We start from the raw sequence: 17,190 nt of genomic DNA on the forward strand, positions 1-17,190 counted from the left end.
CGGGGCCTTCCAGATATCGGCAGGGCTGCCGAGATCAGTCGCCCTTGTACTGCACGGCCTGGCGGCCACGCTGGCCGTCCCGCACGTCCAGAGCGACCTTCTGGCCCTGCTGCACATCCTGCACGCCCGCGCGCTGCAGGACAGAGGAGTGCAGGAACACGTCCTGGCCGCCGTCGTCCGGGGTCACGAAGCCGAAGCCGCGCACCTGGTCGAACCACTTCACCGTGCCGTTCACGGCGTAGGTCGGGCCACCCTCGTCGCGGCCGAAGTCGCGACGCGGCGGGCGGTCGCCACCGCCGCCGAACTCGCGGCGCGGGGCACCGAAGCCACCACCGCCGCCGCCGAAGCCGCCGCCACCGCCGCCACCGAACTCGCGGCGCGGGGCACCGAAGCCGCCGCCGCCACCGCCGAAGTCACGCCGCGGCGGACGATCGCCGAAGCCGCCACCGCCGCCGCCGAAGTCACGCCGCGGCGGACGATCGCCGAAGCCACCACCACCGCCGCCGAAATCACGACGCGGCGGACGATCCCCGAAGCCACCACCGCCACCGCCACCGCCAGCGCCGCCGCCCGGACCGGGCTTCAGCTCGACAATGCGGGTCACCAGGCGACGCCCCTGACGGTCCGTGCCAATCTCGCAAACGAGCTTGTCGCCCGTATCAGCCGACTGGATGCCGGCCTCGGCCATTGCCGATGCGTGGAAGAACACGTCCTGTCCGTCGGGCCCGAGCACGAAGCCGAAACCCTTGCGGCCGTTGTACCACTTCACCTCAGCCTCAACAGGCCCGGTGCCACCCTGGGATTCATTCTCGGGGAACACTGTATCTCACTATCCGCAAACAGATCGGCCCGACGGGATGCAGGACCGGTATCGTCATGCTGGCACGCGATAGCGCGGAATGCTAGCCGAATCGTTGGGGATCGTAAGGTTCCAACGCGATCGGCAGCGCTTCCCCGGCGGCCAGGGCCGCCGCAATCTCCCCGCTCCGGGCGCCGGCCACCAGCCCGACATGGCCGTGCCCGAAGGCCAGCACGATGTCCTGCGTGGCGGCAGACGGCCCAAGACAGGGAAGGCCGTCCGGCATGGAGGGACGGTGGCCCATCCAGAAGCGCACGCGATCCGGTGGCAGGTCTTCGGACAGGCCGGGGAAGGCGCGCAACAAATGGTCGCGCAGGATCTCCGCGCGCTTCCAGTTCGGCGCGGCCTCTAACCCGGCAATCTCCACCTGGCCCGAGGCGCGAAGGCCGGCACGGGTCATGGTGATGCCCATCTTTCCGTCGGATGGCATGACAGGGATCCGCGGCCCCACCCCTGCCCCCAGCACCACGGCGTGGTAGCCGCGCTCGCTCTCCAGCGGCACGCGGGAGCCGGCGGCAGCGGAAAGAGGGCGGGAACGGGCGCCGGCGCAGATCACGGCGCGGTCGGCTGCAATTTCGCCGTCCCCCGTCCGCACCGCCTTGAGCCGACCCTCCTCGATCCGGAAGCCGGTAGCGCCCGTGCGACGAAGGGAGGCGCCCTCCGCCACGGCCTGGCGTACCAGGGCCGCGACATAGGCGCCGGGGTCGGTGCAGTGGCCGGCCGCCTCGAACAGGGCACCGAAGCCGTAGCGCGCGGAGAGGTCGGGTTGGAGCTGGCGCATCTCCTCCGGGCCGATCTCCTGCCAGGAAAGGCCGAGCTGCCGGCGAATGCGGAAGCCCATGGCCTCGGCCTCGTACTCCGCCCGGGAGGGATAAACATACATCAGCCCGTCGCGCCGGATCAGGCCGCCCACCCCGGCGCGCTCCGCCAAGGCCCTGTGAAGGGCGGGAGCATCCGATAATAAGGTGTGCAGGGCGTGCGCGGTCCTCAACACCCGTGCCTCGGTCCAGCCGGAGCGAAGATAGGCCAGCAGCCAGGGAAGGACGCGCGGGAAGTAGCGCCAACGGATGGCCAGGGGGCCGAGCGGGTCCTTGAGGAAGCCCGGCACCTTTTTCCAGAGCCCCGGCCCGGCCGGGGGCAGGACGGACATGACGGAGAGCCAGCAGCCATTGCCGTAGGATGCCGCCTGTTCCCCGCCCGGCTCGCCGGGGTCCAGGAGCGTCACGCGGAAGCCCCGGTCCAGGGCGTGCAGGGCCGTGCAGGCCCCGACGATCCCGGCACCGATCACCACAAGATGCCTGCCCTCCCCTCCCCCGCCGGGGGTGGATTCAGCCGGCATCCAGCACGGCGCGCCGGGCCATGACGGTTACGAGATGGGCGCGGTACTCGGCGCTGCCGTGGATGTCGCCGTTCAAGCCGTCCGGGTCCTGGCGGATGCCGGCCACGGTCTCAGGAGACCAGTTGGCGGCGAGGGCCGCTTCCATCTCCGGCTGGCGGAAGACGCCGGGGCCGGCGCCGTTCACGGCCACGCGCACGCCCATCGGGCCGCGCGAGACGAAGACGCCGGTCATTACGTAACGGGAGGCCGGGTTCCGCATCTTCGCGTAACCGGCCTTCTCGGGAATCGGGAACTCGATCGAGACGAGCAGTTCGCCCGGTTCCAGCGCGGTGGAGAACATGCCCTGGAAAAACTCGTCCGCTCCGATCTGCCGGCCGCCGCTGGTAACCAAGGTGGCGCCCAGGCCAAGGGCGGCAGAAGGATAGTCCGCGGCCGGGTCGTTGTTGGCCAGCGATCCGCCCATCGTGCCGCGGTTCCGCACCTGCGTGTCACCGAGCATCCCGGCCATCCGGGCCAGGGCGGGGATGGCGGAGCCCACCACGGGGCTGGTCTGGATCTCGCGGTGGCGGGACATGGCGCCGATCACGAGCCGGTCACCCTCCCGCCGGATTCCGCGAAGCTCCGCGATGCCGGAGAGGTCCACCAGGGCGGCGGGGCGGTCCAGCCGGTGCTTCAGCGCGGGCAGGATGGTCTGGCCGCCGGAGATGGGGCGTGCCTCAGGGTCTGCGAGGATGCCGACGGCCTCAGCCAGGGTGGATGGCTTGTGATAGGCGAAGTCGTACATGGCGGATCAGACCTCGGCCGGGGCAAGGGCGGCGCTGCGGCCGTGCATCACCTCCTGCGCGGCGGCAATGGCGCGGACGATGTTATGGTAGCCCGTGCAGCGGCAGAGATTGCCCTCCAGCCCCTCGCGGATTTCGTGCTCACTTAGCCCGTCCGGGTGCTTCTTCACCAGGTCGATGGCGGACATCACCATGCCCGGGGTGCAGAAGCCGCACTGCAGGGCGTGGTACTCGCGGAAGGCCTCCTGCATCGGGTGCAGGGTGCCGTCCGGCGCCGCCAGCCCCTCGATCGTTGTCACGGAACTGCCATCGGCCTGCACGGCCAGGATGGTGCAGGACTTCACGCTCTCGCCATCTACATGCACCACGCAGGCACCGCACTGGCTAGTGTCGCAGCCGACATGCGTGCCCGTCAGGCGCAGCTTCTCGCGCAGCAGCTCCACCAGGAGCGTGCGCCCCTCCACATCCACGGTGTGGGGGGCGCCGTTCACCGTCAGGCTGACACTCGGCATCTTCGAATCCCCGCGAATTCCGACCGGGCCGTCGAGCGGCCGATCACCCTGCAGAACGTCGCGCGGCATCCCCGATGCGTCAAGGCGAAGGCCTCAGTGCAGGGGCGTGCCGTCCCGGATCAGGGGGTTCTGCTCCGGGGGGAGGTCGTTCAGGTGGCAAGCGGCCGTGTGGGCCGGCAGGGCCAATTTAAGAAGGGGCTCCTCCACCCGGCAGCGGTCGAAGACATAGGGGCAGCGGGTGTGGAAGCGGCAGCCTGAGGGCGGGTTGATCGGGCTGGGCACGTCGCCCTGCAGGACGATGCGCTTCCGGGCGGCGCCGGGCTGGGGCACGGGCACGGCCGAGAGAAGGGCCTGGGTATAGGGGTGGCGGGGCGCGGCGAAGAGGGAGCGGCGCGGCGCCACCTCCACGATCTTGCCGAGATACATGACGGCCACGCGGTGGGTCATGTGCTCCACGATGGCGAGATCGTGGCTGATGAAGAGCAGCGCGAGGCCGAGCTTCCGCTGCAGGTCCTGCAGCAGGTTGACGATCTGCGCCTTCACCGAGACGTCGAGCGCCGAGACGGCCTCGTCGCAGATGATCAGGTCGGGCTCGGCGGCCAGGGCGCGCGCGATGCCGATGCGCTGGCGCTGGCCGCCGGAGAACTCGTGCGGCCAGCGGGTGATGGCGTCGCGCGGCAGGCGGACGGTGTCCATCACCTCGTTCAGGCGGCGGTCGAGGTCGGCGCGGTCCTTGGCGAGCCCGAAGTTGCGGATGGGCTCGGCCAGGATGTCCCGCACGCGCATGCGCGGGTTCAGCGAGGAGAAGGGGTCCTGGAAGACGACCTGCACGCGGCGCCGCATGGGCTTGAGCGAGGAGTTCGGAAGGGTGTCGATCCGCGTCCCGTCCAGCACCACCTGGCCGGAGGTGATGTCGAAGAGGCGGAGCACGGCCTTGCCAACGGTGGACTTGCCGCAGCCGGATTCGCCGACCAGCGAGAGGGTCTCGCCCTTGGCGATCTCGAAGGAGACGCCGTCCACTGCGTAAACGTGGCCGGTGACGCCGCCGAGCAGCCCACCGCGGAGCGGGAAGTGCTTCTTGAGGTCGTCCACCTGCAGCAGCGGCCGCCCGGGGGTGGAGCCGTGGGAGACGGCGCTGTCGGTGGTGGGGGTGGTGGAGAGCGTGGCGCTCATGCGGCCATCAGCTCCTTCTCGGCATAGTGGCAGGCGGCGGTGTGGTTCGGTGCCTTGGCTTCCAGCGCCGGGTCGACCTTGCGGCAAAGGTCCGTCGCCTTGGGGCAGCGGCCGGCGAAGACGCAGTAGTCGATGCGCTGCTTCAGGCTGGGCACCAGGCCGGGGATCTCGGCCAGCCGCGTCTCCTCGCCCGTGAGGGAGGAGCCGAGCTTGGGCACGGCGCCGAGCAGGCCCTGGGTATAGGGGTGCTTGGGATTGGCGAAGAGTTCGCGCACCGGCGCCTCCTCCACCTTGCGCCCGGCATACATGACGATCACGCGCTCGGCGACCTCCGCCACCACGCCGAGGTCGTGGGTGATGAGGACGATGGCGGCGCCCACGCGATGCTTCAGGTCCCGCATAAGGTCCAGGATCTGCGCCTGGATGGTCACGTCGAGCGCCGTGGTCGGCTCGTCCGCGATCAGGAGCTTCGGGTTGCAGGCGAGCGCCATGGCGATCATCACGCGCTGGCGCATGCCGCCCGAGAGCTGGTGAGGGTACTCCTTTACGCGCCGCTCCGGGGCGGGAATGCCGACGAGCTTCAGCATCTCCACCGCCTTCGCCTCGGCCTGGGCCTTGCTGAGCCCCTGGTGCAGGCGGAGCGTCTCGCCGATCTGGCGCCCGACCGTGAGGACCGGGTTCAGCGAGGTCATCGGCTCCTGGAAGATCATGGAGATGTCGTTGCCGCGGATGCCGCGCATCTCCTTGTCCGACAGCTTCAGCAGATCGCGGCCCTGAAAGCGGATCGCGCCGGCGATCTTGCCCGGGGGTTCGGGCAGGAGGCGCAGGATGGACATGGATGTGACGGACTTGCCGCAGCCCGACTCCCCCACGATCGCCACCGTCTCGCCGGCGTTGACGTGAAAGGAGAGGCCGTCGACGGCGCGGTTGATGCCGTCCGGCGTGCGGAAGTGGGTCTGGAGGTTGTCGACCTCGAGAAGCGGAGCCTCGGGCATTCTTAGACCTTCTTCGCCATGCGCGGATCGAGCCAGTCGCGCAGCCCGTCGCCCAGGAGGTTCACGGCGAGCACGGTGAGGGAGAGGAAGATGGCGGGGAAGAAGACGATGTAGGGCTTCACCTGCCAGAGCGCGCGCCCCTCCGCCATGATGTTCCCCCAGGAGGGGATGATCGGCGGCGTGCCCGCGCCGATGAAGGAGAGGATGCTCTCGGCGATCATCGCCGAGGCGCAGATGTAGGTGGCCTGCACGATGATCGGGGCCAGGGTGTTGGGCAGGATGTGGCGGAGGACGATGCGGAAGGTGCCGGTGCCGGAGGCGACGGCGGCGTCCACATAGGGCTGCTCGCGCAGGGAGAGCACCACACCGCGCACGAGGCGCGACACGCGCGGGACCTCGGCGACGGTGATGGCGAGGATCACGTTGCCGACGCTGCCGCGGGTGAGAGCCATGAGCGCGATGGCCAGCAGGATGGCGGGGATGGACATCAACCCGTCCATGATCCGCATGATGATGGCGTCTGCCCAGCGGATGAAGCCGGAGAAGAGGCCGATCGCGAGGCCGATGACGGAGGAGAAGAAGGCCACCGCGAAGCCGACGATGAGGGAGACGCGGGCCCCGTAGACCACGCGGGAATAGACGTCTCGGCCCAGCATGTCCGTGCCGAACCAGTACATGGCCGAGGGTTCCCGCGTGCGGCGGGCGGGGGCGAGCGCGGTCGGGTCAACCGTCCAGAGCAGCGGCGCGAGGACGGCCATGGCGATGATCAGCAGCAGCAGCCCGCCGCCCACTGCCACCGTGGGGTTCCGGCGCAGGAACCCCAGGAAGCCGCGCCGCGCCTTCACGGGCGGCATGATGTCGGGCAGCGGCGCCGCAACCGCGACGTCTGCCGGTTGAAGCATGGTGGTGCTCAATACCGGATCCTCGGGTCGAAGAGGGTGTAGAGGAGGTCGATCAGCAGGTTCACCACGACGTAGGTGAAGGAGAACAGCAGGATCACGCCCTGGATCACCGGGTAGTCGCGACGGAGAATGGCGTCCACCGTCAGGCGGCCGAGGCCGGGGATGGCGAAGACGCTCTCCGTCACCACCGCGCCGCCGATCAGCAGGGCCACGCCGATGCCGATCACCGTGACGATCGGCACGGCCGCGTTCTTGAGCGCGTGCAGGAACAGGATGCCGTTCTGGCCCACGCCCTTGGCGCGCGCCGTGCGAATGTAGTCCTGCTGCAGCACCTCCAGCATTGTCGCGCGGGTGATGCGGGCGATGAGGGCGATGTAGACGCCGCCGAGCGCGATGGCCGGCAGGATGAGGTTCTGGAACCAGGGCCAGACGCCGCGGGCGAAGGGCGTGTAGCCCTGCACGGGCAGCCAATCCAGCTCCAGCGCGAAGACATAGGCCAGCAGGTAGCCCACGACGAAGACGGGCACGGAGAAGCCGAGCACGGCGAAGCCCATTACGGCGCGATCGATCCAGGTGCCCTGCTTCCAGGCCGCCACCACGCCCATCGGCACGGCGATGCCGACCGCCAGGATGAGGGTGATGACCATCAGCGAGAGGGTGGGCTCGATCCGCTGCGCGATCATCGTGCTGACCGGCAGGTTGGTGAAGATCGAGACGCCGAGGTCACCCTGGATGATGTGCCAGGCCCAGTCGCCGAAACGCACGAGGTAGGGGCGGTCAAGGCCGAGGCTCTGGCGGATGCGCTCCACGTCGGCCGGCGTCGCCTGGTCGCCGGCGATCACCGCCGCCGGATCCCCCGGCGAGATGTAGAGAAGGCTGAAGACGAACAGCGCCACGATCGCCATCACCGGGATGGTGGCAACAATCCGGCGGAGCGCATAAGCGAACATCGGAATCCCTTAGCTCTTGCTCACGCCCCAGAAGAAGGGCAACGGCCCCTTCACCACGCCGGAGACATTGCGGCGCCACGCAGTGTAGGAGGAGAAGAAGCCGGTGGGGCAGAAGACCACATCGTCGAAGGCGGCCTTGTTCAGCTCGGCCATGGCCGCCTTCTCCTGCTCCACCGTGCCGGCGGCGAACCAAGCATCGCGCTTGGCCTCCACCAGATCGCTCTTCGGCCAACCGAACCACGCGCCGTCGCCGTTGGTACGGATGGCGGTGTAGGCGGCCGGGTTGATGCAGTCCACGCCCGCGTGCCAGGAGAAGAAGATGTTCCACCCGCCTTGGTTGGCCGGGCTCTTCACCGCGCGGCGGCTGCCCACCGTGCCCCAGTCGGTCGCGACATAATCGATGTTGAAGCCGGCCTTGCGGAGCTGCTCGCTCGTCACGTCGCCCTGCGCCTTCGTGATGGGCTGGTCCTGCGCCACCAGCATCACCACCGGTTCGCCCTTGTAGCCGGTCTCCGCCAGCAGCTTCTTCACCGCGTCGTAGTTGCGCGGCCCCTTCATGATGTCGCCGCCCTCCTCCGAGTAGATCGGCGTGCCCGGGGTGAAGAAGCTCGGCAGGCGCTTCCAGAGCGCCTCGTCCTCGCCGGCCACGGCGCGCATCACGTCGGATTGGTCAACCGCCATCAGCGCGGCGCGGCGGGCGCGCACGTCGTTGAAGGGCGGCAGCAGGTGGTTCATCCGCAGCGTGCCGATGTTGCCGAAGGGATCGCCGATGTCACTGGCGATGTTCCGGTTGCGCTTGAGCAGCGGCATCAGGTCGCTGATGGGGTACTCCCACCAGTCCACCTCGCCGTTCTGCAGGGCGGCGGCGGCGGTCGCGGCGTCGGGCATCACCACCCATTCGACGCGGTCCACCATCACGCGCTTGCCGCCCGCGGTCCAGGAGGTCGGCTCACTGCGCGGCTGGTAGTCCGCGAACTTCTCGAACACCGCCTTCGCACCGGGAACCCATTCGTTGCGGACGAAGCGGTAGGGGCCGGAGCCGACATACTCCGTGATCTGCTGGAAGGGATCCGTCTTCGCGATTCGCTCCGGCATGATGAAGGAGCAGGGGCTGTTCACCTTGCCCAGCGCGTAGAGCATCTTGGGATAAGGTGCCTTGAGCGACCAGCGGAAGGTGCTGTCGTCGATCGCGACCAGCTCATTCTGCAGGGCCTTGATCATCTGGCCCATCGGGTCGCGGGCGGACCAGCGGGCAAGGCTGGCGACCACGTCCTTCGAGAGGACGGGGGTGCCGTCGTGGAACTTCAGGCCGGAGCGCAGCTTGAAGGTCCAGGTCAGCTTGTCCGAGGAAACCTCCTCGCTCTCCACCATCTGGCGCTGCGGCTGAAGCTTGTCGTCCAGGCCGTAAAGGGTGTCCCACACCATCGCGGCGGCGTTGCGGACAACGTATTGCGTCCCCCAGATCGGGTCGAAGTTCGCCAAGTTGGCCTGCGGCACAAAGCGCAGCGTGCGCGCGGCGGCGCCCTGCGACAGCGCCGGGGTGGAGAGCCCTGCGGGCAGCCCCACCGCAGCGATGCCGCTGCCGGCCTTCAGGAACGAACGACGATCCATATCAAAGCCCCCAAGCGGCCGGCCTTCGCCATGCCATGCATCCCTGTCAGCGCAGCCTGCCGTAAAAGCCCGGGCCGCGCCACATTTCCCACCCCTTTGGCGAGAGATCTGCCTCCTACCCTAGCACGACCCATGCCAGCACGGCTCCGATGCCGCGCTCAGCCGCGCTTGAGGTTCCAGAAGATCGCGAAGCCGGGCACGCGGTCCCGAAGGTCCCGCCGGATGCCGGTCAGCGACTTGTAGGCGCCGACGGGAACGTACGGCACTTCCTCCATCGCCACGCGCTGCATCTGCTCGGCGATGCGTTTTCCCTCCTCCGGCGAGGGCGCGACGAACCAGTCGTTCCGCAGGCGCTCCAGCTCGGGGATGTCTGGCCAGCCCGGCCACGCATTCGCCCCGTTCCCGCGCAGCGGGAAGTGGGCGGAGGGATCGACGAAGTCGAAGGACGAGAAGGAGGTGAAAGTCATGCTCCACCCGCCCTTGTCCAGCGGCTCCTTGCTCGTGCGGCGCTGCACGGTGGTGCCCCAGTCCGTCAGCACGATGTCCGCATTGAAGCCCAGGCGGCGCAGCAGATCGGCGCCCACCTGCGTCATAGCCGAAGGGGCAAGGATGTCGGTCGGACCAACCAAGCGCATGGGCTGGTTTGTATAGCCCGCCTCCTTCATCAGCGCCTTGGCGCGGTCCAGGCTGCGCGGGCCGTAGAGCGGCTCCATCCCCACGTCGCTCGCCAACGGCGTGCCGGGGGTGAAGACGCCAGAGCGTTCCCACAGCCCGGGATCCGTGCCGACGATGGCCTGCATGAAATCGCCCTGGTCCACCGCCGGCAGGAGGGCCTGCCGCATCCTCTTGTCCCGGAAGGGCTCGAAGAGGTGGTTGAAGCGCATGATGCCGATGAGCGGCAGCGGATCCACCGGCTCCACCGAGAGGGCGCGGTTGCGGCGGATGAGCTGCTGGATCTCCGGCGGCGGCTGCTCGAACCAGTCGATCTCGCCCGCCTGTAACGCGGCCGCGGCGGTGGAGGCGTCGGTGATGATCTGCCACTCCACCCGGTCGAAGTGCACCGTCTTCGGGCCGGCTGTCAGGCTTGGTGTGCCGACCGCAGTGGGGCTGTAATCCGGGTTGCGTTCGTAGACGACGAGGCTGCCGGAGTTGAACTCGTCCCGCTTGAAGCGGAAGGGGCCGCTGCCGATCGTCTCACGGATCTGCTGGAACGGATCCGTGCGCGCCACGCGCTCCGGCATGATGAAGGCCGGGCTGTTGCTGACCTGGGCGAGCGCGGAGAAAAGGAAGGGAAAGGGACGGTTCAGCCGGAACTGGATCCGCCGGTCATCGAGTGCGGAGAGCTCGTCCACGAATTCCGCCAGCTTCTGCGCTACGGGGGAGCGTTTCATCCAGCGGTTCAGGCTCGCCACGCAGTCGGCCGCCCGCACCGGTTCCCCGTCGTGGAACTTTGGGCCCTGACGCAGGGTGATGACCACCCGCTTGCCACCGTCCTCTACGACATGGCCTTCCGCGAGCTGAGGCTGCGGCCGGAAAGCCGCATCCATGCCGTAGAGATTGTCGTAGACCATGTACCCGTGGTTGCGGGTGATGTTCGCCGTGGTCCAGATCGGGTCCAGGCTGGTGAGGTTGGCCTGGGGGACCATCTTCAGCACGCGCGTCCCGGCGGGCTGCGCCAGGGCCGGCATGGCGGGCGCGAGGCCCGCCGCACCCGCGGCCCCCAGAAGGTGGCGGCGTCCGATCATCCATCCTGCTCCCTGTGCTGACGGGCATGTGAGCAGGATGAGGGCCGCCGGGGCAAGCCCAGCGGTTCAGGTCGTCTTCTGCAGGTTCCAGAACATCGGGAAGCCCTTCGGCACCGCGGAAATGGTGCGACGATAGGCGGTGGCCTGGAAATATTGCCCGAGCGGCAGATAGGGCACCTCGTCGAAGGCGACCTTCTGGATCTCCTCGGCGACCTTCTTCTGGCCATCCAGATCCGGTGCGTCGAACCAGGCGGCCCGCAGTTCCTCAAGCTTCGGCATGGTCGGCCAGCCGAACCAGGCGGACTGGCCATTGCCGCGGAGGGACTGGCTGACGCCGGGGTTGATCATGTCCAGCCCGGCCCAGAAGGTGAAGAACATGCTCCAGCCGCCCTTGTCCGGGGCCTCCTTGCTCGCCCGGCGCTGCACCACGCTGCCCCAGTCGGTGGAGACGAACTCCACGTTCATCCCGCACTTCGTCAGCATGTCGTGGCCGACCTGCGCCAGCGCGTTCAGCGAGACGAAGTCCGAGGCGGCGAGCAACACGACCTTCTCGCCCTTGTACCCTGCCGCCGCGAGGTCGCGCTTGACCTTCTCGTAGTCGCGCGGGCTGGTCAGCGCTTCCATCCCCGCATCGTTCGCGAGGGCGGTGCCCGGCGGGAAGTACCCATTCCCGTCCTTCCACAGCGAACGGTCCGTGCCGATGACCGCCGTCATGAAGTCGCCCTGCACCACGCCGCCGAGAAGGGCGCGGCGGATGGCCGGGTTGTTGAAGGGCGGGTGGAGAAAGTTGAAGCGGGCCACGGCGCAGAGACCGGTCGGGTCGGGGATCTCCATGACCACGTTGCGGTTGCGGCGGAGCGTGGGCTGCAAATCGGCAGTGGGCTGCTCCCACCAGTCCATCTCGCCATTCGTCAGCGCATTGGCTGCGGTGGAAGCGTCGGGGATGACGTGCCACTCCACCCGGTCCAGGTTCACGCGCTTCGGGCCGGCGGTCCAGCTCACGGTGCCGTCGGCGCGCGGCACGTAATCCGCGAAGCGCTCGTACACCACACGGGACCCGGGCACGCGCTCATCCGCCTTCCAGCGGAAAGGGCCGCTACCGATCAGTTCCTTGATGGGGGTCGCGGGGTCGGTCTGCGCGATACGCTCCGGCATCATGAAGCAGACCGGGGTGCTCGGCTTGCCGAGGGCGGAGAACAGCATGGGGAAGGGTTGTTTCAGGCGGAAGACGATATTCAGGTCGTCCGGCGCCTCCAGCGCGTCCGTGCGGGCCATCAGCACCTGGCCCAGCGCGTCGCGGGCGGCCCAGCGGCGGACGGAGGCGACGCAGTCCTTCGCCGTCACCGCGCCACCGTCGTGCCACTTCATGCCCGGGCGCAGGGTGATGGTGACGCGCTTGCCGTCCTCCTCAACCTTGTGGCCGGCCGCCATCTGGGGCTGCGGGTTGAAGTCCTCGTCGAAGCCGTAGAGCGTGTCCCACAGCATGTAGCCGTGGTGGCGGCTGACATAGGCGGTGGTGATGATCGGGTCGGTCACCGCTACGTCCGACTGAGGGATGAACTTCAGCACGCGGCTGCCGGCAGGCTGGGCCAGGGCCGGTCGGGCCAGGCCGCCGATCATAAGGCCAGAGGCTGCGGTGCCGGCGCCCGAAAGGGCGAAGCCGGCACCGCCGGCGAGGAAGCGACGACGATCCGTGGGCATTCGGCGGTCTGTCCTTGACGGAGGGGTCGGGGCGGAGGGGTTGGGGGCGGAAAGATCGGGCGAAGGCAAGCGCAGGCGGGCCCGGCGCGCAAGCCCCGCGAGGCGTGGCGGCCTTCACGCGGGGCCGGGCAGCCGCTAAGGGGCGCCGATGCCCCCTGCCCTTCCCTGGGACCGGTTCCTGCCGCCGGCGCGACGTGCCCTGGCTGCCCAGTTCCTCCGCTTCGGCGTTGTGGGGACGATCGGCTTCCTGGTGGACACGGGCGTTCTCTACGCGGCGCTGGCCTCCGGCGCCGATCTCTATGCCGGCCGGGCGCTCTCCTACGTGGTGGCGGCCACGGGGAACTGGGCCCTGAACCGATCCTGGACCTTCCGAGAGGCCGGGCGGCCGACCGGGCGTGGCGCGCTCGGGCGGCAATGGGCGCTGTTCCTGGCCGTGAATCTCGTGGGGTTCGCGGTGAACTACGGCACCTACGCCTTGATGGTGGCTAATCTGCCGGTGGCGGCCGCCCATCCCGTGCTGGCCGTGGCGGCGGGCTCCCTCGCGGGCATGGGGGGGAACTTCCTCCTCTCACGGCGCTTCGTCTTCAAGGCGTGACCTGGCCCGGGCTGGGCATGGTGCCAGCAGTGTTCCACGCCATAACCAAGCGGCGGCGGACGACTTCGCGTGGTACGCCCGATCCTTGCTGACCCCGAGGCCGCCCCTCCTCATGCTGCGTACTGCGATGGGCGAGGCCGAAACTGTGGGTAGCGGAGAGCTTATCCAGGCCGGAGCTCGGCACCGAAGCGACGGCGACTGGCGCGCGCCATTCATTCTGGTGTAGCCGGCGCCTCGGTCTCCCCTCTCGTCCCGCTGGAGGCCAGGTCCTAGGAGGTTTGCCTCAGCCCCCGCCTTCCAACCTTCGTAGCCTTGCAGAAGCCGACGGTGGTATGCGTTCCGGCGCTCGCTTGCAGCCTGGCCCTGGGTGCCGTCACCCCGAGGTCGGACCTGGGCCATGGCCAGGAGATGCCACCAGTTACACTTCATTCATCTCAAACGCGCAGAGTTGAAACTTTTACACCAAATAGTTGAAACGGATTTGTGATTTAACGGCACGGCTCACGTGCTAACCCACGCGCGGATTCCGGGGCCCGGGCCGCTGCGGCCCTGAGATGCCGCCGGGAGGAGAACTGCATGCTGCCACCACCGAGGCCCGATGCGCTGACCCGAGCCCTCGCCGCCTGCCGGTCCCAGTTTGGTGCGGTCGGGGTGTTCAGCCTCGTCGTGAACCTGCTGCAGCTCACCGTCTCGCTTTATATGATGCAGGTCTTCGACCGGGTGCTTGCCACCCGCAGCCTGGACACGTTGCTCTGGCTCACGGTGGTCGCAGTGGCCGCGATCGGCCTCATGGCCCTGCTCGAGGGCGTGCGGTCCATGACCATGCAGCGCCTAGCGCTCTGGCTGGAGGCGCGCACGGCGCCGGAGGGCTTCGCGCGCGCCCTGGAGGCCACGCTCCGCAACCGGCCCTACCGGATGGAGGTCCTGCGCGATCTCGGCACCTGCCGCGCCTGGCTCTCCGGGCCGGGGGCGCTGGCCGTCTACGACGTGCCCTGGGTGCCCGTGTACCTTTTCGTCATTTATCTGCTGAATCCGATCCTCTGCATCATCGCGACGGGTGGCGCGGTGGTCCTCTTCGGCCTCGCCCTGGCGACGGAGCTGTCCACCGCCGGCCCGCTGCGGAAGGCTAACCTTTCCGCCATGGCATCCCAGAAGCGGGCCGATGCCATCGCCCGCAATGCGGAAGCGGCGGACGCCATGGGCATGCTCCCGGCCCTTCTGCGGCTCTGGCAGGGCGGGCTCTCGGAGGCGCTGCCGCTGCAGCAGAAGGCGACGGACCGCTCTGCCTTTCTCTCCGGCTTCACCAAATTTGTGCGCCTTGCCGTGCAGATTGCCGTGCTCGGCGTCGGTGCCTACCTCACCCTGCACCAGCAGATGACCTCCGGCGCGGCCATCGCGGGGTCCATCATCATGGGCCGGGCGCTGGCGCCGGTTGAGCAGCTGATCGGCGGTTGGAAGGGGCTGGTGCAGGCGCGCCAGTCCTACCGCCGCCTCCGCTCCTTCCTTGCCATGCCGCGCCTGCGGCCGGAGGCGGAGCCGCTGCCCGCCCCCCGCGGCCAGCTGACGGCCGAGCGCCTGACCTGGGCGCCGCCCGGCGCGAATACGGCGGTGATCAAGGGCGTTACCTTTGCCCTGGAGCCGGGCGAGAGCCTCGGCATCATCGGTCCCTCCGGGTCCGGCAAAACGACCCTGCTGCGGCTGCTGGTAGGCACGCTGGCGCCCGTGAGCGGCGCGGCGCGGCTGGACGGCGCGGACCTCTCGGCCTGGCCGCGCGAGGACCTCGGCCGCCATATCGGCTACCTGCCGCAGGACGTGGAACTGTTCGAGGGCACGGTGTTCCGCAACATCTCCCGCCTCTTGCCGGATGCGGAGCCCAACGCCGTCTACCGAGCTGCCGGGCTGGCGGGCTGCCACGAGGCCATCCTGCGCCTGCCGCAGGGCTACGAGACCGAAGTTGTGGAGGGCGCGCTCTCCGGCGGGCAGCGGCAGATGGTGGGCCTGGCCCGAGCACTCTACGGCGACCCGCGGCTGGTCATCCTGGACGAGCCCGATTCGAGCCTGGACGGCGATGCCGAAGCCCGGTTGCTGGAGGGACTGGCGGGGCTGAAGGCGATCGGCGCCACCGTGGTGCTCGTCAGCCATCGCCCCTCGCTGATCCGCGGCGTGGACAAGGTGCTGGTAATGCGGGACGGCGCCGCCGAGCTCTTCGGCCCGCGTGCCGAGGTGCTGAACCGTCTTTCCGCCCGTGCAGTCGCCCCGGGCAAGCCGGCGGCGCCGGAGCGCCTTTCCGCGGGCGGCCCTGCCCCGGCCGGCACGCAGGTCGCCGGCCCGCCCGACGGCCCGAACCCCCGCCAGCCCGGAGTTGCCGCATGAGCATCGCGACCACCTCCCCTTCTCACCTGCCGGCACCGATGCCTGCTGCGACCGTGTCCCGCCCCTCCATCGTGCTGGACATGCCGCGGCCGCGCACCACGGGGCCGCTGCTGCTCGGCTTCGCCGCCCTGGCGACCTTCGTCGGCGCTTTCGCGGCCTTCTCCGTCCTCGTGCCGCTCAGCGAGGCGGCTATCGCCCCGGGGATCATCAAGGCCGAGGGTAACCGCCGCACCATCGCCCACCTGGAGGGCGGGATCGTGCGCGAAATCCTCGTCCATGACGGCGAGACGGTGAAGGCGGGGCAGCCCCTGCTTCGGCTGGACGACGTGCAGGCCATGGCGGGGCAGGACTCCCTCCAGGCGCAGCGCTGGGCCTTGCTGGCGCAGGACAGCCGCGTGGCCGCCGAGATCGCCGGCGCGAGCGACGTGGCCTTCCCGACCGAGCTTCTCGCCGCCAACGAGCCCCGGGCGCGGGAGGCGATGGCGGGCCAGCGGATCCTCTTTGCCTCGCGGCAGGCGAGCCTACGCAGCCAGTTGCAGGTGCTCGAGCAGCGGATACTGCAGTTCCAGTCCGCCATCGTCTCCGCCGAGGCCCAGATCTCGAGCCAGCGCCGGCAGCGCGAGCTGCTGCAACGTGAGGAGAACGACGTGCAGGTGCTGGTGCGCCAGGGCCTGGAGCGCTTCCCCCGCCTGCTCGGGCTGCAGCGCCAGATCGCCTCTGCCGACGGCACGATCGCGGACCTCGCCGCGCAGGTGGAGCGGGCCCGCGCCCAGGTTTCGGAGGCCCAGGCCCAGATCCGCCAGGCGATGACCCAGCGTATGCAGGAGACCACGACCGAGGCGCGGGACGTCCGCGGCAAGCTGAACGAGGCCGACGAGAAGCTGCGCGCGGCCCAGGACGTGTCCTCCCGCCGCGAGATCCTGGCGCCTGAGGACGGCACGGTGCTGAACGCCCGCTTCTTCAATCCCGGCGCGGTGGTGCGCCCGGGCGAGCCGGTGATGGATCTGGTTCCCGCGCGGGATCGGCTGATCGCCGAGGTGCGGGTCGCCCCCACCGACATCGACGTGGTCCACCCGGGCCTGCTGACCGAGGTCCGCTTGCCCGCCTTCAAGCAGAGGCTGGTGCCCTTCCTCAACGGCAGCGTCACGATGGTGGCCGGCGACGTGACGACCGAGGAGCGGACGGGCCAGGAGTACTACCGCGCCCGGGTCTCCATCGACCAGGACCAGCTGGCGCGGCTTGAGAATGTGGAGCTGCGCGCCGGCATGCCGGTGGAGGCGCAGATCCAGATCGGGGAGAGGTCCTTCCTGCGCTACATGATCCAGCCTCTTCTCGACAGCTTCCACCGCGCCTTCCGCGAGCAGTAGGACCGTTATGCCCGACCTCCCCACCCTGTTTGCCGATGGCGTGACTGAGGCGACGGTGCGCCACGGCGTGGCTCGCCTGACCCTGGCCGTGCAGGACGGCAAGGGGCAGCCGCTCCAGACCGGCATCCTGGTGGTGCCGTTGACGCAGCTTCCGGCCGTGGTCGGCGCAATGACCCGGCTGCTGCGGGAAGTGGAGGCCAAGAGCCGCGAGGCGACGGCCGCTCCGCAGCTTCCGGCGGCACCGGCCGTGGAGGCCGAGCCGGAGACCTTCCGCTTCCAGGGGTGA

At 69.3% G+C, this 17,190-nt stretch carries 15 protein-coding genes; 4 read left to right on the plus strand and 11 right to left on the minus strand.

Going from position 1 to position 17,190, the window contains the following annotated elements:
- Window positions 1–34: 34 nt before the first annotated feature.
- From J5Y10_RS09390 to J5Y10_RS09440, 11 genes are all read right to left on the minus strand, one after another.
- Window positions 35–820 (minus strand): cold-shock protein, encoded by a 786-nt coding sequence (locus tag J5Y10_RS09390; protein ID WP_342452883.1) that lies wholly within the window; start codon window positions 818–820, stop codon window positions 35–37.
- Window positions 821–902: 82 nt separating this feature from the next.
- Window positions 903–2,147, minus strand: a complete 1,245-nt coding sequence (locus tag J5Y10_RS09395; RefSeq protein ID WP_342452884.1) for an NAD(P)/FAD-dependent oxidoreductase — start codon at window positions 2,145–2,147, stop codon at window positions 903–905.
- A gap of 40 nt (window positions 2,148–2,187) precedes the next feature.
- Window positions 2,188–2,982, minus strand: coding sequence for an FAD binding domain-containing protein (locus J5Y10_RS09400; protein WP_209372908.1), 795 nt, complete (start codon window positions 2,980–2,982; stop codon window positions 2,188–2,190).
- A gap of 6 nt (window positions 2,983–2,988) precedes the next feature.
- The gene (locus J5Y10_RS09405; protein ID WP_209372909.1) at window positions 2,989–3,492 is read right to left on the minus strand and encodes a (2Fe-2S)-binding protein; all 504 of its coding nucleotides are present in this window, start codon (window positions 3,490–3,492) and stop codon (window positions 2,989–2,991) included.
- A 93-nt stretch (window positions 3,493–3,585) separates the two neighbouring features.
- Entirely contained in the window at window positions 3,586–4,665 is a 1,080-nt protein-coding gene (locus J5Y10_RS09410; RefSeq protein WP_209372910.1) for an ABC transporter ATP-binding protein, read from the minus strand.
- On the minus strand, window positions 4,662–5,660 hold the full coding sequence (locus J5Y10_RS09415; protein ID WP_209372911.1) for an ABC transporter ATP-binding protein: 999 nt from the start codon (window positions 5,658–5,660) through the stop codon (window positions 4,662–4,664). The genes J5Y10_RS09410 and J5Y10_RS09415 overlap by 4 nt, the downstream gene beginning before the upstream one ends.
- 2 nt (window positions 5,661–5,662) lie before the next feature.
- The gene (locus J5Y10_RS09420; RefSeq protein ID WP_209372913.1) at window positions 5,663–6,562 is read right to left on the minus strand and encodes an ABC transporter permease; all 900 of its coding nucleotides are present in this window, start codon (window positions 6,560–6,562) and stop codon (window positions 5,663–5,665) included.
- Between the two features lie 8 nt (window positions 6,563–6,570).
- Window positions 6,571–7,512 carry an ABC transporter permease gene (locus tag J5Y10_RS09425; RefSeq protein ID WP_209372915.1) on the minus strand — a complete coding sequence of 314 codons (942 nt, stop codon included), beginning with the start codon at window positions 7,510–7,512 and terminating at the stop codon, window positions 6,571–6,573.
- Window positions 7,513–7,521: 9 nt separating this feature from the next.
- Entirely contained in the window at window positions 7,522–9,123 is a 1,602-nt protein-coding gene (locus tag J5Y10_RS09430; protein ID WP_209372917.1) for an ABC transporter substrate-binding protein, read from the minus strand.
- Window positions 9,124–9,281: 158 nt separating this feature from the next.
- On the minus strand, window positions 9,282–10,868 hold the full coding sequence (locus J5Y10_RS09435) for an ABC transporter substrate-binding protein (RefSeq protein WP_209372919.1): 1,587 nt from the start codon (window positions 10,866–10,868) through the stop codon (window positions 9,282–9,284).
- A gap of 66 nt (window positions 10,869–10,934) precedes the next feature.
- On the minus strand, window positions 10,935–12,569 hold the full coding sequence (locus J5Y10_RS09440; protein WP_209372921.1) for an ABC transporter substrate-binding protein: 1,635 nt from the start codon (window positions 12,567–12,569) through the stop codon (window positions 10,935–10,937).
- A 148-nt stretch (window positions 12,570–12,717) separates the two neighbouring features.
- Here J5Y10_RS09440 and J5Y10_RS09445 point away from each other — a divergent pair, with 148 nt between their 5' ends.
- From J5Y10_RS09445 to J5Y10_RS09460, 4 genes are all read left to right on the plus strand, one after another.
- Window positions 12,718–13,164 carry a GtrA family protein gene (locus J5Y10_RS09445; RefSeq protein WP_209372923.1) on the plus strand — a complete coding sequence of 149 codons (447 nt, stop codon included), beginning with the start codon at window positions 12,718–12,720 and terminating at the stop codon, window positions 13,162–13,164.
- A gap of 576 nt (window positions 13,165–13,740) precedes the next feature.
- Window positions 13,741–15,537: a type I secretion system permease/ATPase gene (locus tag J5Y10_RS09450; protein WP_209372925.1), complete on the plus strand. Its 1,797-nt coding sequence runs from the start codon at window positions 13,741–13,743 to the stop codon at window positions 15,535–15,537.
- A complete protein-coding gene (locus tag J5Y10_RS09455; protein ID WP_209372927.1) occupies window positions 15,534–16,904 on the plus strand; it encodes an HlyD family type I secretion periplasmic adaptor subunit in 1,371 nt (456 codons plus the stop codon). Before J5Y10_RS09450 ends, J5Y10_RS09455 begins: the two co-directional genes overlap by 4 nt.
- A 7-nt stretch (window positions 16,905–16,911) precedes the next feature.
- Window positions 16,912–17,190, plus strand: coding sequence for a hypothetical protein (locus J5Y10_RS09460; protein WP_209372928.1), 279 nt, complete (start codon window positions 16,912–16,914; stop codon window positions 17,188–17,190).

This window comes from Roseomonas indoligenes, assembly GCF_017813365.1.
GTDB classification, from domain to species: domain Bacteria; phylum Pseudomonadota; class Alphaproteobacteria; order Acetobacterales; family Acetobacteraceae; genus Roseomonas; species Roseomonas indoligenes.

What these genes read in the sequence shown, in the direction of transcription:
- J5Y10_RS09425 (WP_209372915.1), bottom strand. Translation starts at nt 7,512, where the DNA reads ATGTTCGCTTATGCGCTCCGCCGGATTGTTGCCACCATCCCGGTGATG.
- J5Y10_RS09450 (WP_209372925.1), top strand. Translation starts at nt 13,741, where the DNA reads ATGCTGCCACCACCGAGGCCCGATGCGCTGACCCGAGCCCTCGCCGCC.
- J5Y10_RS09460 (WP_209372928.1), top strand. Translation starts at nt 16,912, where the DNA reads ATGCCCGACCTCCCCACCCTGTTTGCCGATGGCGTGACTGAGGCGACG.
- J5Y10_RS09435 (WP_209372919.1), bottom strand. Translation starts at nt 10,868, where the DNA reads ATGATCGGACGCCGCCACCTTCTGGGGGCCGCGGGTGCGGCGGGCCTC.
- J5Y10_RS09455 (WP_209372927.1), top strand. Translation starts at nt 15,534, where the DNA reads ATGAGCATCGCGACCACCTCCCCTTCTCACCTGCCGGCACCGATGCCT.
- J5Y10_RS09400 (WP_209372908.1), bottom strand. Translation starts at nt 2,982, where the DNA reads ATGTACGACTTCGCCTATCACAAGCCATCCACCCTGGCTGAGGCCGTC.
- J5Y10_RS09430 (WP_209372917.1), bottom strand. Translation starts at nt 9,123, where the DNA reads ATGGATCGTCGTTCGTTCCTGAAGGCCGGCAGCGGCATCGCTGCGGTG.
- J5Y10_RS09420 (WP_209372913.1), bottom strand. Translation starts at nt 6,562, where the DNA reads ATGCTTCAACCGGCAGACGTCGCGGTTGCGGCGCCGCTGCCCGACATC.
- J5Y10_RS09410 (WP_209372910.1), bottom strand. Translation starts at nt 4,665, where the DNA reads ATGAGCGCCACGCTCTCCACCACCCCCACCACCGACAGCGCCGTCTCC.
- J5Y10_RS09415 (WP_209372911.1), bottom strand. Translation starts at nt 5,660, where the DNA reads ATGCCCGAGGCTCCGCTTCTCGAGGTCGACAACCTCCAGACCCACTTC.
- J5Y10_RS09445 (WP_209372923.1), top strand. Translation starts at nt 12,718, where the DNA reads ATGCCCCCTGCCCTTCCCTGGGACCGGTTCCTGCCGCCGGCGCGACGT.
- J5Y10_RS09405 (WP_209372909.1), bottom strand. Translation starts at nt 3,492, where the DNA reads ATGCCGAGTGTCAGCCTGACGGTGAACGGCGCCCCCCACACCGTGGAT.
- J5Y10_RS09440 (WP_209372921.1), bottom strand. Translation starts at nt 12,569, where the DNA reads ATGCCCACGGATCGTCGTCGCTTCCTCGCCGGCGGTGCCGGCTTCGCC.